Origin of the sequence: Pseudoalteromonas sp. SR45-6 (assembly GCF_014163545.1) — a bacterium.
Lineage (GTDB): Bacteria > Pseudomonadota > Gammaproteobacteria > Enterobacterales > Alteromonadaceae > Pseudoalteromonas > Pseudoalteromonas rhizosphaerae.
In genome coordinates this window covers 141,280-161,031 of record NZ_JACJDM010000001.1, presented here as the reverse complement: position 1 = coordinate 161,031, position 19,752 = coordinate 141,280, and the positions used below count along the sequence as shown (strand labels likewise).

The window sequence follows — 19,752 nt, the reverse complement described above, 5'->3', positions numbered from 1 at the left end:
CCTTTATGGGTTTAGCCCTTTTAAACGAGACAATAATGATATACCGGTTTTGTTAACAGTGTTACTCAACCCGATAGCAAGCTTGTCGCTTAAGCTCTTTTTAACTTTATATTTAATTTTATATATTTGTCGCTCATCTTGATACTTAAGTAATGTGTCATCACTGGTTTCTATAGTATCGACTAGACCTTTTTCAAGCGCTTGAGTCGCAAACCAGTGCTCACCTGTTGCCACTAAGTTAATATCTAAACTTGGCCGTTGACTGCTAACAAACTGTTTGAATAAGCCATGGGTTTGCTCTATTTCTTCTTTAAACTTCTCCCGTGCTTTATCTGTATTTTCACCAAATAAAGTTAGGGTACGTTTAAACTCACCCGCAGTGATTTGTTCAAAATCAACATCGTTTTTCTTCAGAATTTTATTAAAATTTGGAATTTGTGCTATCACACCAATAGAGCCAACGATAGCAAACGGTGCGGCAACAATTTCATCAGCGACACAGGCCATCATGTAACCACCACTGGCAGCAACTTTATCAATCGCAACCGTAAGGTGAATACCTCTATTTTTAATGCGTTGTAGCTGGGAAGCAGCAAGTCCATAGCCATGAACCACCCCGCCACCACTTTCTAGCCTAACCAACACTTTGTCTTGCTTAGGATCGGCAATTGCAACAATTGCGGTAATTTCTTCACGTAAGCTATCGACTTCATGAGCATCCATACTACCATTAAAATCAAGTACATATAATCGTGGTTTCGAATGTTCATCAGTGCTTTTTTTAGCATCATTCTTTTGTTCTTTATGGTGTGCTTTTAATGCTTTTTTAGATAAGGTGCTTGCAATAAAATCATTTTTCAAATCATCTAACTGCTCAGAAATATCATCAATCTCAATCTCACCTTTTTTACTTTTAGGCTTTATCGCTGCAGCGACACTAATTAATATTACCGCAGCGGCGGCAATCACAAATGTCGCCGTTTTAGCTAGAAACAGCCCGTACTCATATAGAAATTCCAATCGTATTCTCCAAACAAAAATTTGACCTAATTTACCATTCAAACAAAAAAAAGCCACTTTTCAGTGGCTTTTCATTTATTTTAATACTCTAAAAAGTTAATCAGTGACAATCTCGGTATTTTGAATAGATAACGCACGACCTCGAGTTACTAAATAAGTTGCAATCTGTAATTGCATTTCACTTGTCACTGCAGCACTCGCTTGTGGCGATAATACCGAGCTGTGACCACCATCTGTAAACTTAACTAAATAACTGCTAGGCTCAGCATTTGGCCCTTGTGTAGTCGCCACAGTAGAAAGCACCATTAATCTAGCAAGTGTTAGCGACCCTGCAATTGGGTTATTGACGGTTGTTGGTGGAATAACTTGGTCAGGAAGATTACCTGCACCATCACCAACCACGACATTCATATAAACTGGTGTGCCAAGAGCATTCAAACTGGTCGCATAGTTTGTTGGATCTCCACTATCAAGGACCGTTTGTGCAGCAAATGCAAATTGTGTCATTACACCTTGGATCTTGGCCGTTTTAGCCGTTTCACCTGCAACACTTAATGAAGTTATATATTCAGGATAAGCACAACTTACATATGCTTGCTGGTTTTCGGCAAACACACCACAATTAGATACTGCATCAGTTTGTAAGTAAGTCGCAAATTCAGCTGATTCTGCCGTACCTGCGGCCAATAAAACAGAGCCTTGTACAAATGGCCCAAAAGACGCTGACTCTAATAAGAAACTGGCGATACCACCACCACCACTGGCAAGAGCAACAGTGTTCACTTTGAACAATCCATCAACTTGTTCATCGAGTGGCGTATTAGCTTGTGCTATAAAAGCGGGTGCTACTACAGCTCCTAATGAATGACCTATAAATGACACGTCTTGTGTATTCAATGACGTATCGTTAGTCAAGTTTAAGCCTAAACGCAGGCCTAGTAAGTCGGCCGCAGACTGTCTTAAATTGTCGCGCGCAACGAGTAATGATTGCAAGTTCATATACGCCAAAACAGAGCCAGTTGAGGCATTAAAATCATCTATACCATCATCATCCACGTCGATACCACGCTCACCATGAACCGGGTGATCAATGGCAACTGTTGCAAAGCCTTGAATGGCTAAACTAGCCGTTAATGCCAACATGTCTTCTTTTTTAGAAGTAATACCGTGCTGCATAATCACCACAGGCCAACCACCCGCAGGCATTTCAAGTGCAGACATACCAAGACTTTGTGTTCTGATAAAATTTATTACAGGCAAAATAGGTTTTGTTATCTGAACAGGTACTTCTTGCTGGCTTTGCACTTTAGGGATTGAGTTGTATTTAGTTAGATGTCTTGTTGTATCTAGTCCTAAATCACGTAATCGTCCATCACTTAATGCTGAGCAAGTGCCATCGCTGACACTAACTGGAGCTGTCGGAAAGTTTTCTCCTTCAGCTGCTTTATACCCTAATACTGCAACTGCGTTATCGCACATGCCTTGCCAGTATGTAGCAGCTAAATCTGAAATTTCTTTTCCTTCAGGCTGAGATAAATACATGGGTAATGTAACGCTGCCTTTTTGATATTGAACACCTGCAAATGCTGGCGAAAGTCCCGTAATACCTTGTGAAGCAAAGACTTGCTCAACCGTTAACATTGGTTGTTCAGGAATTTGAACCATTGGCGTTGGCAAGGCTGGATTTTGTAAGCTCGCTGCTAGCAATTTTTTAATAGTACCAAGCACTGGACCTACAGATTGAATGGTCATCGCTGCTGAATATATAATCTCATCTTTAGTGATCGTGCCGCCTGAAATAAGTACATTTTCATAGCTATTTACCACGCCCTGCAGCGCGAGTTGCGATTCAGTTACTAATGGGGCTTCCTGTTTTACTAATCCGTAGGTTGAAGATGGCTGGATTGAACGCCCTAATGAGTCTTTAAGCTCAGTCGTCAGCACATTAATATACGAGCTGCCAGCTTTAAACGGTTTTAATGGAATAATAGCAACCGCATTGCCACTTGCTTTAGTGATGAAATCAACGCCAAAGGTTAATTCACCTAATAATTTACATCCTGCTCCAGCGGGTACCGCTGCGCAATCTGCATCTGTTAAACTAGCGCCCATAACAACTTCAAAAATACGCACAGCTCCCGGCGCACCAGCCGAACTTTCATCAAGGCTCACATTCGCAGGAAAGGTAAGATCTACTTTATAGGGAACTTGGCTAGACCAGCCATCAAGTGCACCTAGTGCCAGTGACGGGTTAGCATAGGCGCTTCTTGGCACTGATGCACCATTAGCACTCAACTCACCGGGGATATTTATAGTGCCATCTTTTGTACCACTCATTAATAAATCATTTGGTACTGAAATAACCCCATTTGCGGGATCAAACTTCACTGTAGCTGATGGAATAACTGGTGGTGTATCATTTTTAACATCTTCTAACGTTTCACCGCCGCCGCAACCAGCTAGAGCAGCTGTAATTGCAAGTGAGAGTAGCATTTTTTTCATATTGTTTGCTCCGCACGTAATCTTTTTTTTATGTGTGTTGATAAATAAGTGTAGCTAATTTTGTTACTAATTCTTTTAAGTTTTCGCGTAATATTTAGTTAAAATAATGTAATTAGGTTATTAATAAGACATTAGACCAGTTAAAGTTAACGTAAAGTTTCAAATTTCGCCACCTTATTTTGCAATAAATTCGATAACTTGGTGTTTTGCTATGTTAAAATCAATCAAATTGATTTTTTGGACCTTTATTATGCAAACCTATAAAGCGGCTGATAATGCCCTACAAGACAAAGTGATCTTAGTAACTGGTGCAGGTGACGGCATTGGCCGAGTGGCTGCAATAACTTATGCCAAACATGGCGCAACGGTTATATTATTGGGTAAAACCACCAGCAAACTGGAAGCGGTATACGATGAAATCATTGCCGTTGGCGGGCCAAAACCTGCGATTGTACCGATGGATTTAAAAGGTGCAAGCAAACAAAACTTTCGTGATTTAGGCGCTACCATTGAACAGCAATTTGGTAAACTAGATGGCTTGCTCAATAATGCAGGAATAATTGGCTCACTGGGTCCACTTGAGCATTTTTGTTCATCAACGTTTGATAACATCATGAAAGTGAATGTTACCGCTCAAGCGATGATCACAAAATATATGTTTCCAGTTTTACGTAAATCTCCAAGTGCTTCAATTATTTTCACCTCTTCTGGGGTTGGTCGCCAAGGCCGTGAGTTTTGGGGCGCGTATGCCATTTCAAAATTTGCAGTTGAAGGAATGATGCAAACATGGGCATGTGAAGTTGGTAAAACGAATATCCGGATAAATTGTATTAATCCCGGCGCCACCCACACAGCTATGCGTGCCAGTGTCTATCCAGGCGAAGATCGCGATAAACTAGCCTGCCCTGAAGACTTAATGCCAACTTATTTATACTTAATGAGTGATGATTCAAAAGACGTCAATGGTCAATCATTAGACGCGCAAACAAAAAAATAATACCAGTCGTGTTAAGTTACTGACCATTTATAGCGACAGATAAATACAGTGATAACAAGGCAGGAATTTTGACATGTATTGCTCTACATAAAAAATCCCTAACGCAATTAGCACTTTATTTAGCCTGCTAGAATGGTTAAATATTTAAGTCGATTGGTATAAACCAAGTACTAAACATAAAAAGCCGCTAATTAGCGGCTTTTTTAATGCAAGGCAGATATTAACGGCGTTTAGTTTGTTTAACGCGATTATTATGTTTTTTGACTGCTTTACGAATTTGATTAATTTTAGCGCGTTTATCTTTGCGTTTTTCAGGCATAACAGATAATTTTGTTTGCGTTTCACGGCCAAGCTTAACTGTTTTACGTAAGTAATTTACAGTCTCTAAATCTAGCTCAGCCCAACCACCTTGTGGTAGACGTTTATCGAGCTCTAACTTACCATAACGAATACGAATAAGACGAGAAACCTCAACGTCTTGAGACTGCCATAAACGACGAACTTCACGGTTACGCCCTTCTGTCAGCGTTACATTATACCAGCGGTTAATACCTTCGCCGCCCAGTGGTTTAATAGTAAGAAATTTTGCCATACCATCTTCAAGCTCAACCCCTTTGGTTAAATTTTTGATAGTTTCTGCTGTTACTTCACCAAATACACGTGCTGAATATTCACGCTCTACTTCGTAACTTGGATGCATTAAGCGGTTAGCAAGCTCACCATCATTGGTGAACAACATTAAACCTGCGGTATTTATATCTAAACGACCAACAGCAATCCAACGTTCACCATCAACGCGCGGCAGGCGGTCAAATACTGTTCTACGTCCTTCAGGATCTTTACGTGTACATAACTCACCTTCAGGTTTGTTATACATAACAACGCGACAGATACGTTCAGCTTTTTCTTCAATTTTTACCGTATGGCCATCAACACGGATCTGGTCGGTTTCTTCAACACGATCACCCAGCTTTGCTACTTTACCATTAACACTGACACGATTTGCATCAATGTATTTTTCCATCTCACGTCGCGAACCTACGCCCGCTCTTGCTAAGACTTTTTGTAACTTTTCACCTTGTATACTCATTCGGATAGTTCTCTCACAGAAGGATCACTCAATAACTGGTCAATTTTACTTTGCTGCTGTTTTGGCAGTGGCGGTAAGTTATCTAAACCTGTTAACGAAAAATAATCTAAAAATTGTTTGGTTGTGGCATATAAAGCGGGCCTACCTGGCACCTCTTTATGACCAACAACATGTATCCACTCACGCTCGAGCAGACTTTTAATAATAGTTGAGCCTACGGTCACTCCACGTACTTGCTCTATCTCGCCCCGAGTTATCGGCTGACGATAAGCAATAAGCGAAAGAGTTTCTAATAGTGCACGGGAATATTTAGGCGCCCGTTCTTGCCAAAGGTTATTTAACCAAGGGGCTAAGCTGGCACACGCCTGAAATCTAAATCCACTACCGACTTCAACTAAGCGAATACCACGGGTTTGATAATGAATTTGGATCTGTTCAATCGCGAGGTTAATACGTGTCATAGACACACTTAACTCAGTTAATACGGTGTCTTTTAAATGCCGTTTACTGACTGGTTTTCCCGCAACAAAAATCGCCGCTTCAATGATCTCAACAAGCTGCTCATCACTGATTCGTTTCGTAGCCATTTTCGTAGCAGATTTTGTCACCATAGGCACCAAGACGTTGCGGTATATTCAGCGCGCTATTATGCCAGATCAATGCAAAGGTTGGAAAAGTTATTCTATAAAAATGTAAAATAGCAGCGATTAAAGCGCTGCTATTTTAGATAAACGAGCTAGTGCGTTACATTTTTAATCAAATTGTCGCACCTTGATATCGTTTCACAAACTCAGTAACCACTTCACCATTACAGATCAATGAGTTTAAGTTTGCTATTTTTTCTTTCACTGGAGCCAAACCTTGCTTCAAGGCAGTAATACATAGCTGTGTTTCTGCCTGTGAGTTTTTAGCAAACACTTCAATTACTTTTTCTTGGCGAACTTTATCATCCACTTTTTTTGCAATATCACGAATATCATCACCATTACACAAAATACTTTTTGAATAACGTGATAAATACACCCCGTGCTGGGCTGCAACTTTGCGTGCTGCAGTAAATCCTTCGTTAGCACTGATTGAGCATAATTTAGATTCAATTTTATGATCAGCATTATAATAATGTGCTGCACTGGCAGTCTCAGAGAAAGCAGTCGCTGCGACGAATAATGCTAATAATTGTAGTTTCATGATTTACCTTTAAGTGGAGTTATATTGTGAGCAATTTTTGCGCATTATATAGACCGAAGTTTACAAATCAACCGAATTATTTATTTAATTTTTTATTTAAAAAAGCGTTAACAATGTTTAATCAAAATTCATACTTTGTTCAACAATTGAGCGGCTTATTATTATAAATAAGCGCATGTACCATACGCTAATTGATGGTAGAATTTGCCATAATCTGCAAAAGATAACTCTAATTAAAGGTCAAGCCATGAAAGTAATTTCATTTAACATTAACGGGCTGAGAGCTCGTCTGCACCAATTACAAGCAATCATAGATAAACATCAGCCTGATATAATCGGCTTACAAGAAATAAAAGTACATGATGAAGCTTTCCCACTCGAAGATGTTCAAAATATGGGTTACCACGTTTATTTTCATGGTCAAAAAGCACATTATGGCGTAGCTATGTTATGCAAAACTGAACCTAAGTCTGTGGTTAAAGGATTCGCAACCGATACTGATGAATCACAAAAGCGCATGATCAGCGTCACTGTTAGCCAAGAAAATGGCCGTGATCTAACCGTAATGAATGGCTATTTTCCACAAGGCGATAACATTACTCATGAAACAAAATTTCCGTATAAGCGACAGTTCTACCGTGATCTAATGACTCACTTACAAAGCCACCACAGTAACGACGAGGATGTCATTGTCATGGGCGACATCAATATTTCTCCTACTGATCTTGATATTGGCATTGGTGAGGTTAATCGCAAGCGTTGGTTAAAAACTGGCAAATGTTCATTCCAGCCTGAAGAACGTCAATGGCTTGCAACCTTGCTAGATTGGGGCTTTACAGACACCTTCCGTGAACTTCACCCAGACACAAGCGAACAGTACTCTTGGTTTGATTATCGCTCTCGAGGCTTTGATGATAATCGTGGTCTACGCATTGACGTTATCCTAGCGACTCCAACTTTGGCTGCTCGTTGTATTGAAGCGGGAATTGACTATGAATTACGTGGTATTGAAAAGCCATCAGATCATGCGCCAATATGGTCAACCTTTAGTTAACGCTAATGGATAAGCTAACGACAATCCCGATAATAAGCATTGAACTTCAGGCAATTGCTTGGCTTGTTATCGGCAGTGTTTTTTGGTCGAGTGTCAATAAATCACACTACCAACATTTAATAACCACGCCAGCCCGTCAAACAGGCCTATTTGTCTGTGCGTTAGCATTTGCCTTATTGTGGCGAATTAAAGCCGGCATATTACCCGGTCTTGAACTGCATATTTTAGGTGTAACTGCCATAACGCTTATTTTAGGCTGGCGCTTTGCATTATTGAGCGCCACCCTAGCAAGTCTGCTATTAACGGCTTTCAACCAAATAAGCATTGCGCAATTACCTATCCACTTATTGTTAACCGCTTACTTACCCATTTTAGTCAGTTATGGGGTATTTATACTGTGTTATAACCTATTACCACGGCATTTTTTCATTTACATTTTTGTATGTACTTTTATTTGCGCCGCTTTCATCGCCTGCTTTAAGATTATCACCATTAGCTTATTTTATTATTTAACCGGCAATTACAATTGGTTTGAATTAAGTGAAAACTATCTCTATTTATGTGTCATTATTTGCTTTCCTGAAGCGATGTTAAACGGCATGGCCATTACCCTATTGATCACCTATCGCCCACATTGGGTAAAAACATTTTATGATAAGGATTACCTAGATCCATGAGTCTCGATTACCAATGCCCGCTCTGCCAACAATCGCTTGAGTTACATGCCAAAGTGCTAAAATGTATTAACAACCATAGCTTTGATACTGCAAAAGAAGGCTATGTGAATTTATTACCTGTGCAACAAAAGAACTCTAAGCAACCTGGCGATAATCTTGACATGGTACAAGCAAGGCGTGCTTTTTTAACCACTGGGCACTACCAGTTTTTACAACATGCCGTTGCACAGCGAGTTGCTCTGCAAGCACCACAACAGGTAATTGATTTAGGGTGCGGGGAAGGTTTTTATACTCATGCGATTGCCAATGCATGTACTGCACACGTTTATGGCGTCGATATATCAAAATCAGCGGTTAAATATGCTGCAAAGCGATACAGTAATTGTAATTTTAGCGTTGCATCAATCAGCCAAGCTCCATTTAATGATGGCTCAGCAGATGTATTAGTGAGTATTTTTGCCCCATTATTTGATGCTGAATTGGCTCGATTAGCAAAACCAGACGCTATATTGGTAGTTGCAAGCCCTGGCCCTTGGCATTTAAAAGAACTCAAGCACTATATTTACCGAGACGTCAATGCGCATACACCGATTGCTGCGCCTGTAGGGTTTGAGCTTATAGAGCAAACATTATTAGAACAACAGATAAGCTTGCCATTTAAAGATGTGAAGAACTTGATCACCATGACTCCCTTTGCTTGGAAGTTTCGTCCTGAACATTGGCAACAACTAGAACAACAAGGTGAGCAAGTCGTCACCCTGTCATTTTATGTTAGTCAATTTAAACGTGTTACAGATTCTCTCGGGTAAACGCGCGGTCCATTTTATCAAACATATCATTGAGTAAATGGGCCAACTCTGCATAACGTGGTTTATCTTTAGGGACATGCCCTTGGTAGCCATTGGCTACCATTTTTGTATGAAGCTCTTTATACCAATGCTCCATCGCAGGCTCAAGTACAGTATCTGCACGCTTGCCTAACCACAGCAATCCCTGTAGCGGTAGAGATAAAAAAAACAACGCGATAGCGACTGCTTGAGGTAAAAAACTGCTGCCTAAATAATTAATTTGCATAAATAAAGTGAGCATTGCCAAAATCGGCATTACTGTAATTGCCAGCTCGGTGGCTTTGATCACTCTAAACTCCGTGAATAGAGGCGCTAATTCTTTACGCATAGGCCATTTTTTTGCATATTCACGACCAGTTTGGACTTGTGACATCACACTTTTTTGCATCATGACTCCTAGGTGTCGCTGGTATATTTATTAATGTTACCGCAATGAGTGTATCATATTCACGGTAACATTCCTGTGTAAAATCCCTTCCACCTTTTTCGTCCAAAACGTGTTTTTGATCATGGTTTAAACTTACCTTAAAACAATTAATGAGTTAAAATAAGCGCACGTTAAGTCAACTAGACTTTAGTATAGTCATTACAGATATCCATAGCAATTTATCGACCAATGACTCTTTTACTTTAATCACTATGCTCGAGTACTTGGTTATATAACAACTAAGCTTAATGCGCAATTGTCAAAAAATGGGATCCTGTTATGTCTTCGCAATCATCACCTCAACATGTTCTTGTACTGAACTGTGGAAGTTCGAGTTTAAAATTCGCTATTTTAGATGCCACCACATCTGAAGAAATCATTTCAGGTCTTGCTGAACGCCTAGGCTCATCGTCGCCATCTGTGAAATACAAGTACCTTGGCAAAAAACAACTGATTGAACTTGCGCCTAATCAAGCTCACAGTGCAGCAATCGATACCTTAGTTAGCCTTATCAACGAACACCATTTAGCTGAAAACCTTATTGCAGTAGGTCATCGCGTGGTTCACGGCGGCGAGCACTTTACTAAATCGGTACTGATTGACGACGATGTAATTAAAGGAATCACTCAAGCCGCTACGCTTGCGCCATTACATGGGCACGCTAATTTATTAGGCATTGCTGCGGCGCAAGCATCATTCAAGGGACTACCGCAAGTAGCAGTGTTTGATACCGCGTTTCATCAAACCATGGGCAATGTTGCCTATTTATATGCCCTCCCTTATAAACTTTATACTGATTATGGTGTTAGACGTTACGGCTTTCATGGTACCAGCCATTATTATGTTTCAGGTCAAACAGCAGTCCTTTTAAACCAGCCTATTGAGCAAAGTAATTTTATCAGCGCTCACTTAGGTAATGGCTGCTCTGTGTGTGCTATTAAAAATGGCAAAAGTGTTGATACCAGCATGGGCTTAACTCCACTAGAAGGCTTAATGATGGGCACCCGCAGCGGAGATATTGATCCTGGTTTATTTAACTTTTTAACCACCCAACTTAACTACGATGCACAACAAATTGATGACTTATTAAACCAACAAAGTGGCTTACTGGGTATCAGTGAACTTTCTAATGACTGTCGTACAATAGAAGAAGCTGCTGTTGCCGGAAATGAAAAAGCCATTTTAGCATTGGAGATGTTTTGTTATCGTTTAGCAAAACAAATAGCCGCATTTATGGTGCCATTGCAACGCCTTGATGCGTTAATTTTTACCGGTGGTATTGGGGAAAACTCCGATATTATTCGTGATAAAGTAATAACACAGCTGAGCTATCTTGGCCTTGATTGCGACAGTGCAGCTAACCTTGCAGCCCGATTTGGCACACAAGGTGTTATCAGCAGTAATAATGCAAAAACAAAAGCAGTAGTAATGCCAACAAATGAAGAGTGGATCATTGCTCTTGATGCCGCCTCAATTGCACAGGAGTTATAATTATGGCACGTCGAATTATGCTAGTACCTATCTCTACTGGGGTTGGTTTAACATCGGTCTCAGTCGGGTTAGTGCGTGCATTAGAACAAAAAGCGGTCAAAGTTAATTTTTTCAAGCCCATAGCCCAGCCTCGCTCAGGTGAAACGGGCCCTGAAAAATCAACACAAATTGTCACCCAAGGTTCGCCTATTACACCACCTACTCCCTTTGCACTAAATTATGCAGAGCAAATGATCGGGGATGGTAAAGGTGATGATTTACTTGAAGAAATTGTTGAGCGCTTTGAAAATGCCATAGGCAACGATGTGGTCGCAATTATCGAAGGTATGGTCCCTACTCGCCGCCAACCTTATGCAGGTAGAGTAAACCGCGAAATAGCACAAACTCTCGGCGCTGACATTGTGTTTGTGCTCACTCCTGGTAATGACAGTAACGATCAAATTGAAGACCGCCTAGAAATTGCAGCCGGGTATTATGGCAGTGTTGACCATGCCCGCGTATTAGGCTGTATTTTTAATAAAGTAAATGCACCACTGGATGATGAAGGCAGAGCACGCGCCGATCTCGTGGAAGCACATAAACCCGACGAGCTTGACAATGAGCTCAATCGCTTAGCATCTTTACCTATTTTTAGAAAACATCCGTTTATGTTACTTGGCTCGATCCCATGGGATTTTGAGCTGGTTGCGCCGCGCGTTAAAGATTTATGTTCGTATTTAAAAGCTGACGTGATCAACGAAGGTGATATGGCTCATCGTCGTCTTCGCCGCGTAACATTTTGTGCCAGAACAGTGTCAAATATCTTAAATCATTTCACCCCAGGCGCACTGCTGGTGACCCCAGGCGATCGTTCAGATGTGTTAGTTGCGGCCTGTTTATCAGCCATGAATGGCACTAAATTAGGAGCTATCTTATTAACTGGTGGTTTTAAACCTGAGCCACGGATCATGACCTTGTGCGAACAAGCGATGGCCACCGGCCTGCCAATCCTCAGTACAGATGCTGACACCTGGCGTACTTCATTGCTACTGCATAACTTTAATATGGAAGTACCGTGCGATGACGTACAACGAATTGATAAAGTAAAGCATCATAATGCCAGCCATATTGATTCTGACTGGTTAGATACGCTTGCTAAAAGTGTCGGCAAAACTCGTAAAATGTCACCTCCAGCATTTCGTTATTTACTCACGGATAAAGCCCGCCAAGCGGCAAAAACTATAGTGTTACCTGAAGGCAATGAGCCTCGCACAATAAAAGCCGCCGCTATTTGCGGTCAACGTGGTATTGCGAAGACCATTCTATTGGGCGATCGAGAAGAAATTGAACGTATCGCTATACAACAAGGTGTTGAGCTAAACGAAAATGTAACCATTATCGAACCTCATGATGTGATCAACGACTATGTTGCGCCTATGGTTGAAATTCGTAAAAGCAAAGGCCTGACTGAAGTGGTTGCCCTTGAACAGCTCCAAGACAACGTTGTGCTTGGCACTATGATGTTAGAGCGTGGTCAAGTTGATGGTCTGGTTTCGGGTGCAGTAAATACAACTGCCAACACCATTCGTCCGCCGCTGCAATTAATAAAAACCGCACCAGGGTCATCATTAGTCTCGTCGGTGTTTTTTATGTTGCTGCCTGATCAAGTACTGGTATACGGAGATTGTGCTATTAATCCTGATCCAACCGCTGAGCAATTAGCCGATATTGCCATTCAATCCGCAGACTCAGCCGCCGCATTTGGTATTGAGCCACGAGTAGCGATGATAAGCTACAGCACCGGCACATCAGGCACTGGGGCTGATGTAGAAAAAGTCCGTCTGGCAACAAAGTTAGCGCAACAAAAGCGCCCTGATCTGATCATCGATGGTCCATTACAATATGATGCAGCGATTATGGAAAATGTCGCACTTAAAAAAGCACCAAATAGTCCAGTGGCTGGTAAAGCGACGGTGTTTATATTTCCAGACTTAAATACCGGGAATACCACTTATAAAGCGGTGCAACGAAGTGCTGATTTGATAAGTATCGGCCCAATGTTGCAAGGTATGCGCAAACCCGTCAATGACTTAAGCCGCGGTGCTTTGGTTGATGATATTGTCTATACCATTGCGCTTACTGCCATTCAAGCGGCACAAGCCGAAAATATTTAATACCATGGGTAAAGTGATTGCGTGGTGATCACTTTACCCTGAGCATTTCTTTAGCTAATAATAATTATAAATAAAATAAATAACTTAGCGTTGTTATACCTCCCTATTCCCAACCTTATCCACAGAAATTGTGGACAACATTGCTCTTTTATTTAAGTAAGATAATCTATACTATTGATCAGTATACACAGATGGGAAGTCTCACAATTAAAAAAGGGGTAGCAATGTCTAAGCAAACGTTACAACTGCATAGTACGGCCTTTACCATTCATAGCCTTGATGTTGATAGCGAGATCCCCGCTGCTTTATTCAAACAATCAATGTTTATTATCGCCAAAACCAACGATGAGTTATCTATTGTTTGCCCTAGCCAGTTCGCCATTGAAAGCCTTGATGCTGAGCACGATTGGCGCGCGTTAGAAGTGATCGGTCCACTTGGTTTTTCATTAACCGGAATAATGGCAAATATTTCTGGAGTTTTAGCCAGAGCAAATATCTCTATTTTTGCTATTTCAACCTACGACACCGATTACGTTTTAGTAAAACAACAGCGTATTAAAGATGCCATCAGCGCGTTAAAAAAAGATGGCTATCAGTTCCTCAATGAGCCCAAATTAACATAATGAAATACACGGATATTAGTTATTTACCACAACGTCAGTTAGCGGCTAACAGCATTGCAATTTGTAGCCCTTTTAGTGGTAAAGTTGCCCCATTAAGCGAGCACCCAGAACCCTTCTTTAGCTACGGCACACTTGGCCCAGGGATTATGGTTGCCCTGAGCAATCATAAAATATTAGCGCCCTTTGATGGTACATTAATGCAAGTAAAAAATGCCGGTACTGAATTTATTTTACAAGCCAACAATGGCTTAAAAGTACTTCTAAATTTATATTTAGACCAACAGCAACACATTAAACACACTCATATAGCCCAACTCAACGGCAGTAAAATAACCAAAGGGCAACGGCTCGCTTATTTTGATCTTAGAGATCTCAATAGCCCCTTACTTGCCAGCCTTATTTTACTTAACGGGCATCAACTTAAACCAATACATTATTCTTTATCTCAGGTTACAGCTGGGGTAGATACTCTTTTAACACTAACTAAGAAGTAATTAATATGACGACTCTTTACGGCATTAGTAACTGCGACACTATAAAAAAAGCCAAAAAATATTTAACCGATAACAACATTGACTTTAATTTTCATGATTACCGTAAAGACGGCATAAGCCTTGATATGATCACTGAGTTTGCAACGCACATCGACTGGCAAGATCTGGTCAATAAACGTGGCACAACCTATCGCCAATTATCAGATGAGCAAAAACAGAACCTTGATAAAGACACTGCCTTGACAATTTTGGTAGCACAACCGGCAATGATCAAGCGCCCAGTGCTTATTCACAACAACAGCTATCATTTAGGTTTTAAATCAGCGCAATACGATGAGATTTTTGCATCATGAATCATCCCGTCATCGAACTTGCGCAAGCCTTAATACAGCGTCGCTCAGTCACCCCCGAAGATGCAGATTGCCAAACTATAATGAATGAGCGATTGGCACAGCTTGGTTTTAATATTGAATCACTGTTTTTTACTGACACCCAAAATACATGGGCGCGAAAAGGCGACAGTTCACCGCACTTTTGCTTTGCAGGTCACACTGATGTAGTACCAACTGGACCAGAAAAGAACTGGCAGCACCCGCCTTTCTCTGGCTTTCTAGCCGATGGCATGTTGCATGGCCGTGGTGCGGCTGATATGAAAGGCTCTTTAGCTGCCATGGTGGTAGCAACCGAGCGATTTGTAACTAAACACCCCGATCATAAAGGCTCAATTTCTTTTTTAATTACCTCTGATGAAGAAGGCCCTTTTATCAACGGCACCACGCGAGTAATCGATACGCTGGAGGCCCGAGGTGAAAAAATAGATATGTGTTTGGTTGGCGAGCCTTCATCGCGTGATGTACTGGGTGATGTCGTTAAAAATGGCCGCCGAGGCTCACTGACTGGCTTTTTAACTGTTAAAGGCATACAAGGTCATGTGGCTTATCCGCAACTTGCTCTAAACCCGATTCATATTGCAGCGCCAATGCTTGCCCAGTTGAGTCAAACGGTATGGGACAACGGCAATGAATTTTTTCCTGCTACTAGTTTTCAGATTTCAAATATTAATGGCGGTACGGGAGCTGGCAATGTGATCCCAGGCGAGCTTGAAGTGCAATTTAATTTTCGCTTTAGTACCGAAGTAACTCATCAGCAACTCCAGCAACGAGTTAACGACATTCTGGCTGAATATGATTTTGCATACGAGCTGAGTTGGATTGTTAACGGTCAGCCATTTATCACCGAAGGCGGCCCGCTTATTGATGCGACGGTTGCAGCCATCAAATCAATAACTGGCTTAAATACCGCACTTGAAACCACTGGCGGTACTTCAGATGGACGTTTTATAGCACAAACCGGCGCTAAGGTTATTGAACTTGGACCACGTAACGACACCATTCATAAAGTGAATGAGTGCGTTAATTGTGATGATCTCATTGCACTTGCTGATATTTACGAGCAAATTCTAGAGCAACTTTTAACATGATCCCTGCTAAGCTCACATCGCAACAGTTGGCTGAGTGTGCCTGTGGTAAAGACGAGCTACTGCTTGTTGATTATCAAGCTCATAAACTGCATAAAGACATTATTGATGACTTTATGCAGTTGCAAAATGCAGCTCGCGATGCAGGCTTTGCACTGACTATTGCATCAAGCTTTCGTAACTTTGAACGTCAAGCATTGATTTGGAATGCTAAATTTAATGGTCATCGACCTGTGCTCAATAAGCAGCAACAGCCAGTTGATTTAGCCTCCATGACAGACATTGAAAAATGCCATGCCATTATGCTTTATTCAGCCCTACCGGGAAGCAGTCGCCATCACTTTGGTACTGATCTGGATATTTTTGACAAAGCCAGTGTTTCTGATGACTATCAGCTGCAGTTAGAGCCGCACGAATACCAAGACAATGGCCCTTTTGCAGCGCTGACCAAGTGGCTTGATAGTCATATAGAAAAGTATGGCTTTTATCGCCCTTATCAACATGATTTAGGCGGCGTTGCGCCTGAACCTTGGCATATTAGCCACATAGTGCAATCTGACATTTTACTACAACATCAGAGTTTAACCGTATTAGCTGATACTATAAATAACAGTCAGCTTGCCGGCAAAGCTGCTATTTTGGCGAATTTGCCGCAACTGTATCAGCGTTACGTGCTCAATGTCAGCCCTGCGGTTGTTTAGCCAGTAAAAAAACCAGCACAGCGCCAAGAATAACTGCGCTGGCAATAACAAACTGAATGCTTAGTTCTTCCGCTAAAAATAACATCCCTGCCAGTGCAGCTATCACTGGCACACAAAGCTGAACCACTGCGGCTTGACTGCTTTTTAATAAGGGTACGGCAACATACCAAACACTATAGCCAATACCCGACGCAAGAGCACCAGATGCACATGCAAGCACGATCCCCTGCCAACTGATCCCCGATAAATAACCAAAACCCACGATCAACAATATCGGTAATGCAAATAAACTACGCACAAAATTAAACGTTGTGGTTTTCAGTGGGGATAGGCACACTTTTCCGCGAATACTGTATATCCCCCACGCAATACCGCTAATAGTCATTAATAATGCAGGGCTCATTGACGGCATCGTTGCCGATGGCAGCATTAAATACACAAAACCAAGGACAGCGATAATAAATGCACACCACTGTACAGTTGTGAGTCGCTCCTTGTTGAAAATCCCCCAGCCAATCATAGTCAATTGAACAGCAGAAAATAAAATCAACGCGCCAGTTCCAGTGTCCAATTCTACATAGGCAATTGAAAAACATAACGCATAAACCAGTAAGCTAACACTGCTGCGCCAACTACCACGTTCATGCTCTGCATTATTAAGATTGTTATCTTCCCTAGCTAAAGACTCTGTTGGTACTGCTTGTATAAGGAAAATAAATCCTAAACACAATGCGCCACTGAATAGCCGCAAAGCTGTGAAATTCCATGGATCAATGTAATTTTGTGCTAATGCCATACGACATAAAAGAGAATTAGCTGCAAATGCCACTAGGGCGAGTACCGTAAACAATGTTGCTTTCAAAGTGATCCTTAGTTTTAATCTTGCTAAGCATTAAACCCTATGAGGTGAGTTATTCTATCGTTTAGTAGTCGGCAACCACTCGAGCCATTAATTTAATCAACATAATAAGAAAATCAGCTACCTGTTTGCCTGAAGTATCTATTTATACAGGATTGCCATAATAGCGCAAAGCTTACCTATTGTTTTGATCATTCGAATGTATCGTGCAACAACTCAGTGACCAATGATCGCGTAACTATTTCTTATAAACACGGTGATTACTACGCTTTTTTACATTGTTTAACATCTCCTCTGGATTAGATTATGCTAATCTGTATTAACGCTTATAAAAGGAGTGCCATGTGCAACGCAGTGTTATTTTTGGCTTTTGTGTCATGCTAAGTGGATGCAGCACCATTGGGTTTAGTGATCTGTTTTCAGATTACGCTACCCAAATGAAGCCTGTACGCCAAGCTATTAAGACCAACAATATCGACCAAGCCCAACAGCTTTTGCCGACTAATGGGCAGTCACATAGTAACTACTTGCTCAATCAATTAGAGCAGGCCCGTTTAAGCAATTTAAATAATCAAAATGAGGCTGCAAAACCACAGTACGAAGCGGTATATCAGCAAATGGAAATAAAACGCCAAGCAGCAAAAATACAAGTAAGCGCAGGGCTTGAACAAAGTAACGCCCTTTTAACCAATGATTCAGTCATTAGCTATACGCCAGCGGCTTATGAAATGAGTATGCTGCACAGTTACCAAGCACTTAATTATATATATCAACATAATATCGAAGGCGCATTAGTCGAAGTTCGCCGTGCAAATAAAGTACAAACAGATGCGTTAACGGCTAATCAAGACGACATAGATGCTAGCGTGAAAGCAGCACAAAAACATTACCCAAGTATGGATGAGGTGATCAAAAACGTAAAAAATGGCTATCAAAATGCGTTTACATTTTATCTGTCAGGTTTGCTCTATCAAAGTAATAAACAATACGATGATGCATATATAGATTATAAAAAGGCACTAGAGATCAACCCTGAAAACACCTATTTGCAGCAGGTTGTGCTGCAATTAGCAAAACAGCAAGGGTTTGATCAAGATTTTTCCGAGTATAAAAAACGCTTTGCTGAATTACCAAAACAAGTCGCCAACAGCGGTGACGTTGTGGTCTTGATCGAACAAGGTTTAGTGCCAGAAAAAGATGAATTTGTGTTGCGTCTGCCTATTTATACATCCGGTGGTGATGCCCGTTTTTATAGCTTAGCGATGCCCGTTTATAAAGATAGAGCTTATATACCAGCGGTTAGTGATATTAGTATCGGAACACAGATTTTACCTTTGAGTCCATTGGTAAGAATAGAAGCGTTAGCGGCTAAAACACTTGAAGAGCAAACACCGGCAAGAGTATCGAGGCAAATACTGCGGTTAGTCGCTAAAGAAAAAGTACGGGCAGAGCTGGCTAGAAGTGGCGGCGATGTGGGTAATATACTCGCTAATCTATACAACCTAGCCTCTGAGCAAGCAGATACCCGCAGTTGGTTAACTTTACCTAATCAAATAAGTGTTGCGCGCACCCAGTTAACAGCAGGAGACCATGTTTTAAAACTTGCCAATCAGAAAGACATAAACTTTACGGTTAGTAAGCAAGGGTTAACCTTGATTTATCTAACCTCTATTAACAACTATTTTAATTCCCATGTAGTGCAACTTTAGGAGCTATCATGAAATATTTAGTGCCATTATTAACGGTCTGTCTACTTGCTGCCTGTACCAGTAGACCGACTACATCAGGTATAAGTGTTGAACAAGCTTCAGCGCAATACCAACAACAGCTAAAAGTCGATAATCCTGCACTAGGTAAAAAGCTGGCCATTAGTGATGTAAAGACTCGCCAAACGAATCAATTAACTGATGTTGTTGTCACACTTTCGAGTCAGTATAAAAAATCACAATATTTACAGTATCAATTTACCTGGTATGACGGCGATGGTTTTGTGATCAAAGGCAATCATTCTCCTTGGCAATCATTGACTTTATTTGGTTTTGCTAACGTGCAACTGCCTGGCCTTGCACCTACATCTGATGCGGTTACATTTTCATTAGCGGTACGCGAAGTATCGACACAAGCACAAGAATTTAAAGATTAAAGGACACC

General features: G+C 41.1%; 20 protein-coding genes. 13 read left to right on the top strand and 7 right to left on the bottom strand.

What is annotated here, in order from left to right:
* Positions 1–3: 3 nt before the first annotated feature.
* Positions 4–1,020, bottom strand: coding sequence for a protease SohB (sohB, locus tag H5158_RS00810; RefSeq protein ID WP_182739240.1), 1,017 nt, complete (start codon positions 1,018–1,020; stop codon positions 4–6).
* A 96-nt stretch (positions 1,021–1,116) separates the two neighbouring features.
* On the bottom strand, positions 1,117–3,522 hold the full coding sequence (locus H5158_RS00805; protein WP_182739239.1) for a VolA/Pla-1 family phospholipase: 2,406 nt from the start codon (positions 3,520–3,522) through the stop codon (positions 1,117–1,119).
* Between the two features lie 250 nt (positions 3,523–3,772).
* On the opposite strand from H5158_RS00805, the gene H5158_RS00800 reads away from it, so the two are divergent.
* Complete coding sequence (locus tag H5158_RS00800) at positions 3,773–4,519, top strand: YciK family oxidoreductase (protein ID WP_182734863.1); 747 nt, start codon at positions 3,773–3,775, stop codon at positions 4,517–4,519.
* A 220-nt stretch (positions 4,520–4,739) separates the two neighbouring features.
* Here the strand turns inward: H5158_RS00800 and rluB are convergent, their stop codons facing one another.
* The 3 genes from rluB to H5158_RS00785 all read right to left on the bottom strand — a co-directional run bounded on the left by rluB (position 4,740) and on the right by H5158_RS00785 (position 6,797).
* Positions 4,740–5,609, bottom strand: coding sequence for a 23S rRNA pseudouridine(2605) synthase RluB (gene rluB / locus H5158_RS00795; protein WP_145233749.1), 870 nt, complete (start codon positions 5,607–5,609; stop codon positions 4,740–4,742).
* A complete protein-coding gene (gene scpB, locus H5158_RS00790) occupies positions 5,606–6,196 on the bottom strand; it encodes an SMC-Scp complex subunit ScpB (RefSeq protein WP_149981032.1) in 591 nt (196 codons plus the stop codon). Before scpB ends, rluB begins: the two co-directional genes overlap by 4 nt.
* 169 nt (positions 6,197–6,365) lie before the next feature.
* Entirely contained in the window at positions 6,366–6,797 is a 432-nt protein-coding gene (locus H5158_RS00785; RefSeq protein WP_145233745.1) for an exonuclease III, read from the bottom strand.
* 247 nt (positions 6,798–7,044) lie between these two features.
* On the opposite strand from H5158_RS00785, the gene xthA reads away from it, so the two are divergent.
* The 3 genes from xthA to rlmA are packed head-to-tail and all read left to right on the top strand — an operon-like array spanning position 7,045 to position 9,337.
* Positions 7,045–7,851, top strand: a complete 807-nt coding sequence (gene xthA, locus H5158_RS00780) for an exodeoxyribonuclease III (RefSeq protein ID WP_182734793.1) — start codon at positions 7,045–7,047, stop codon at positions 7,849–7,851.
* Positions 7,852–7,880: 29 nt separating this feature from the next.
* Positions 7,881–8,528, top strand: a complete 648-nt coding sequence (locus H5158_RS00775) for an energy-coupling factor ABC transporter permease (protein WP_182717920.1) — start codon at positions 7,881–7,883, stop codon at positions 8,526–8,528.
* Complete coding sequence (rlmA, locus tag H5158_RS00770; RefSeq protein ID WP_182739238.1) at positions 8,525–9,337, top strand: 23S rRNA (guanine(745)-N(1))-methyltransferase; 813 nt, start codon at positions 8,525–8,527, stop codon at positions 9,335–9,337. Before H5158_RS00775 ends, rlmA begins: the two co-directional genes overlap by 4 nt.
* Here rlmA and yfbV read toward each other — a convergent pair.
* On the bottom strand, positions 9,318–9,764 hold the full coding sequence (gene yfbV, locus H5158_RS00765) for a terminus macrodomain insulation protein YfbV (RefSeq protein WP_145234096.1): 447 nt from the start codon (positions 9,762–9,764) through the stop codon (positions 9,318–9,320). The two genes, rlmA and yfbV, sit on opposite strands and share 20 nt — an antisense overlap.
* A gap of 318 nt (positions 9,765–10,082) precedes the next feature.
* Between yfbV and H5158_RS00760 the strand changes: the two genes are divergently transcribed.
* From H5158_RS00760 to H5158_RS00730, 7 genes are all read left to right on the top strand, one after another.
* On the top strand, positions 10,083–11,294 hold the full coding sequence (locus H5158_RS00760) for an acetate kinase (protein ID WP_182739237.1): 1,212 nt from the start codon (positions 10,083–10,085) through the stop codon (positions 11,292–11,294).
* Positions 11,295–11,296: 2 nt separating this feature from the next.
* Positions 11,297–13,447, top strand: coding sequence for a phosphate acetyltransferase (pta, locus tag H5158_RS00755; RefSeq protein WP_182717895.1), 2,151 nt, complete (start codon positions 11,297–11,299; stop codon positions 13,445–13,447).
* 224 nt (positions 13,448–13,671) lie between these two features.
* Positions 13,672–14,070: an ACT domain-containing protein gene (locus H5158_RS00750; protein ID WP_145233734.1), complete on the top strand. Its 399-nt coding sequence runs from the start codon at positions 13,672–13,674 to the stop codon at positions 14,068–14,070.
* On the top strand, positions 14,070–14,564 hold the full coding sequence (locus H5158_RS00745; protein ID WP_145233732.1) for a PTS glucose transporter subunit IIA: 495 nt from the start codon (positions 14,070–14,072) through the stop codon (positions 14,562–14,564). The genes H5158_RS00750 and H5158_RS00745 overlap by 1 nt, the downstream gene beginning before the upstream one ends.
* Positions 14,565–14,569: 5 nt before the next feature.
* Positions 14,570–14,917 (top strand): ArsC family reductase, encoded by a 348-nt coding sequence (locus H5158_RS00740; RefSeq protein WP_182739236.1) that lies wholly within the window; start codon positions 14,570–14,572, stop codon positions 14,915–14,917.
* Positions 14,914–16,044, top strand: coding sequence for a succinyl-diaminopimelate desuccinylase (gene dapE / locus H5158_RS00735; RefSeq protein WP_145233727.1), 1,131 nt, complete (start codon positions 14,914–14,916; stop codon positions 16,042–16,044). The genes H5158_RS00740 and dapE overlap by 4 nt, the downstream gene beginning before the upstream one ends.
* Positions 16,041–16,742, top strand: a complete 702-nt coding sequence (locus tag H5158_RS00730; RefSeq protein ID WP_182717898.1) for a M15 family metallopeptidase — start codon at positions 16,041–16,043, stop codon at positions 16,740–16,742. The genes dapE and H5158_RS00730 overlap by 4 nt, the downstream gene beginning before the upstream one ends.
* Here the strand turns inward: H5158_RS00730 and H5158_RS00725 are convergent.
* Positions 16,723–17,604, bottom strand: coding sequence for a DMT family transporter (locus H5158_RS00725; RefSeq protein ID WP_182739235.1), 882 nt, complete (start codon positions 17,602–17,604; stop codon positions 16,723–16,725). The two genes, H5158_RS00730 and H5158_RS00725, sit on opposite strands and share 20 nt — an antisense overlap.
* A gap of 341 nt (positions 17,605–17,945) precedes the next feature.
* Between H5158_RS00725 and H5158_RS00720 the strand changes: the two genes are divergently transcribed.
* Together H5158_RS00720 and H5158_RS00715 are read left to right on the top strand one after the other, a co-directional pair.
* Entirely contained in the window at positions 17,946–19,310 is a 1,365-nt protein-coding gene (locus H5158_RS00720) for a tetratricopeptide repeat protein (protein ID WP_182739234.1), read from the top strand.
* Between the two features lie 8 nt (positions 19,311–19,318).
* On the top strand, positions 19,319–19,744 hold the full coding sequence (locus H5158_RS00715; RefSeq protein WP_145233718.1) for a YcfL family protein: 426 nt from the start codon (positions 19,319–19,321) through the stop codon (positions 19,742–19,744).
* Positions 19,745–19,752: the final 8 nt, after the last annotated feature.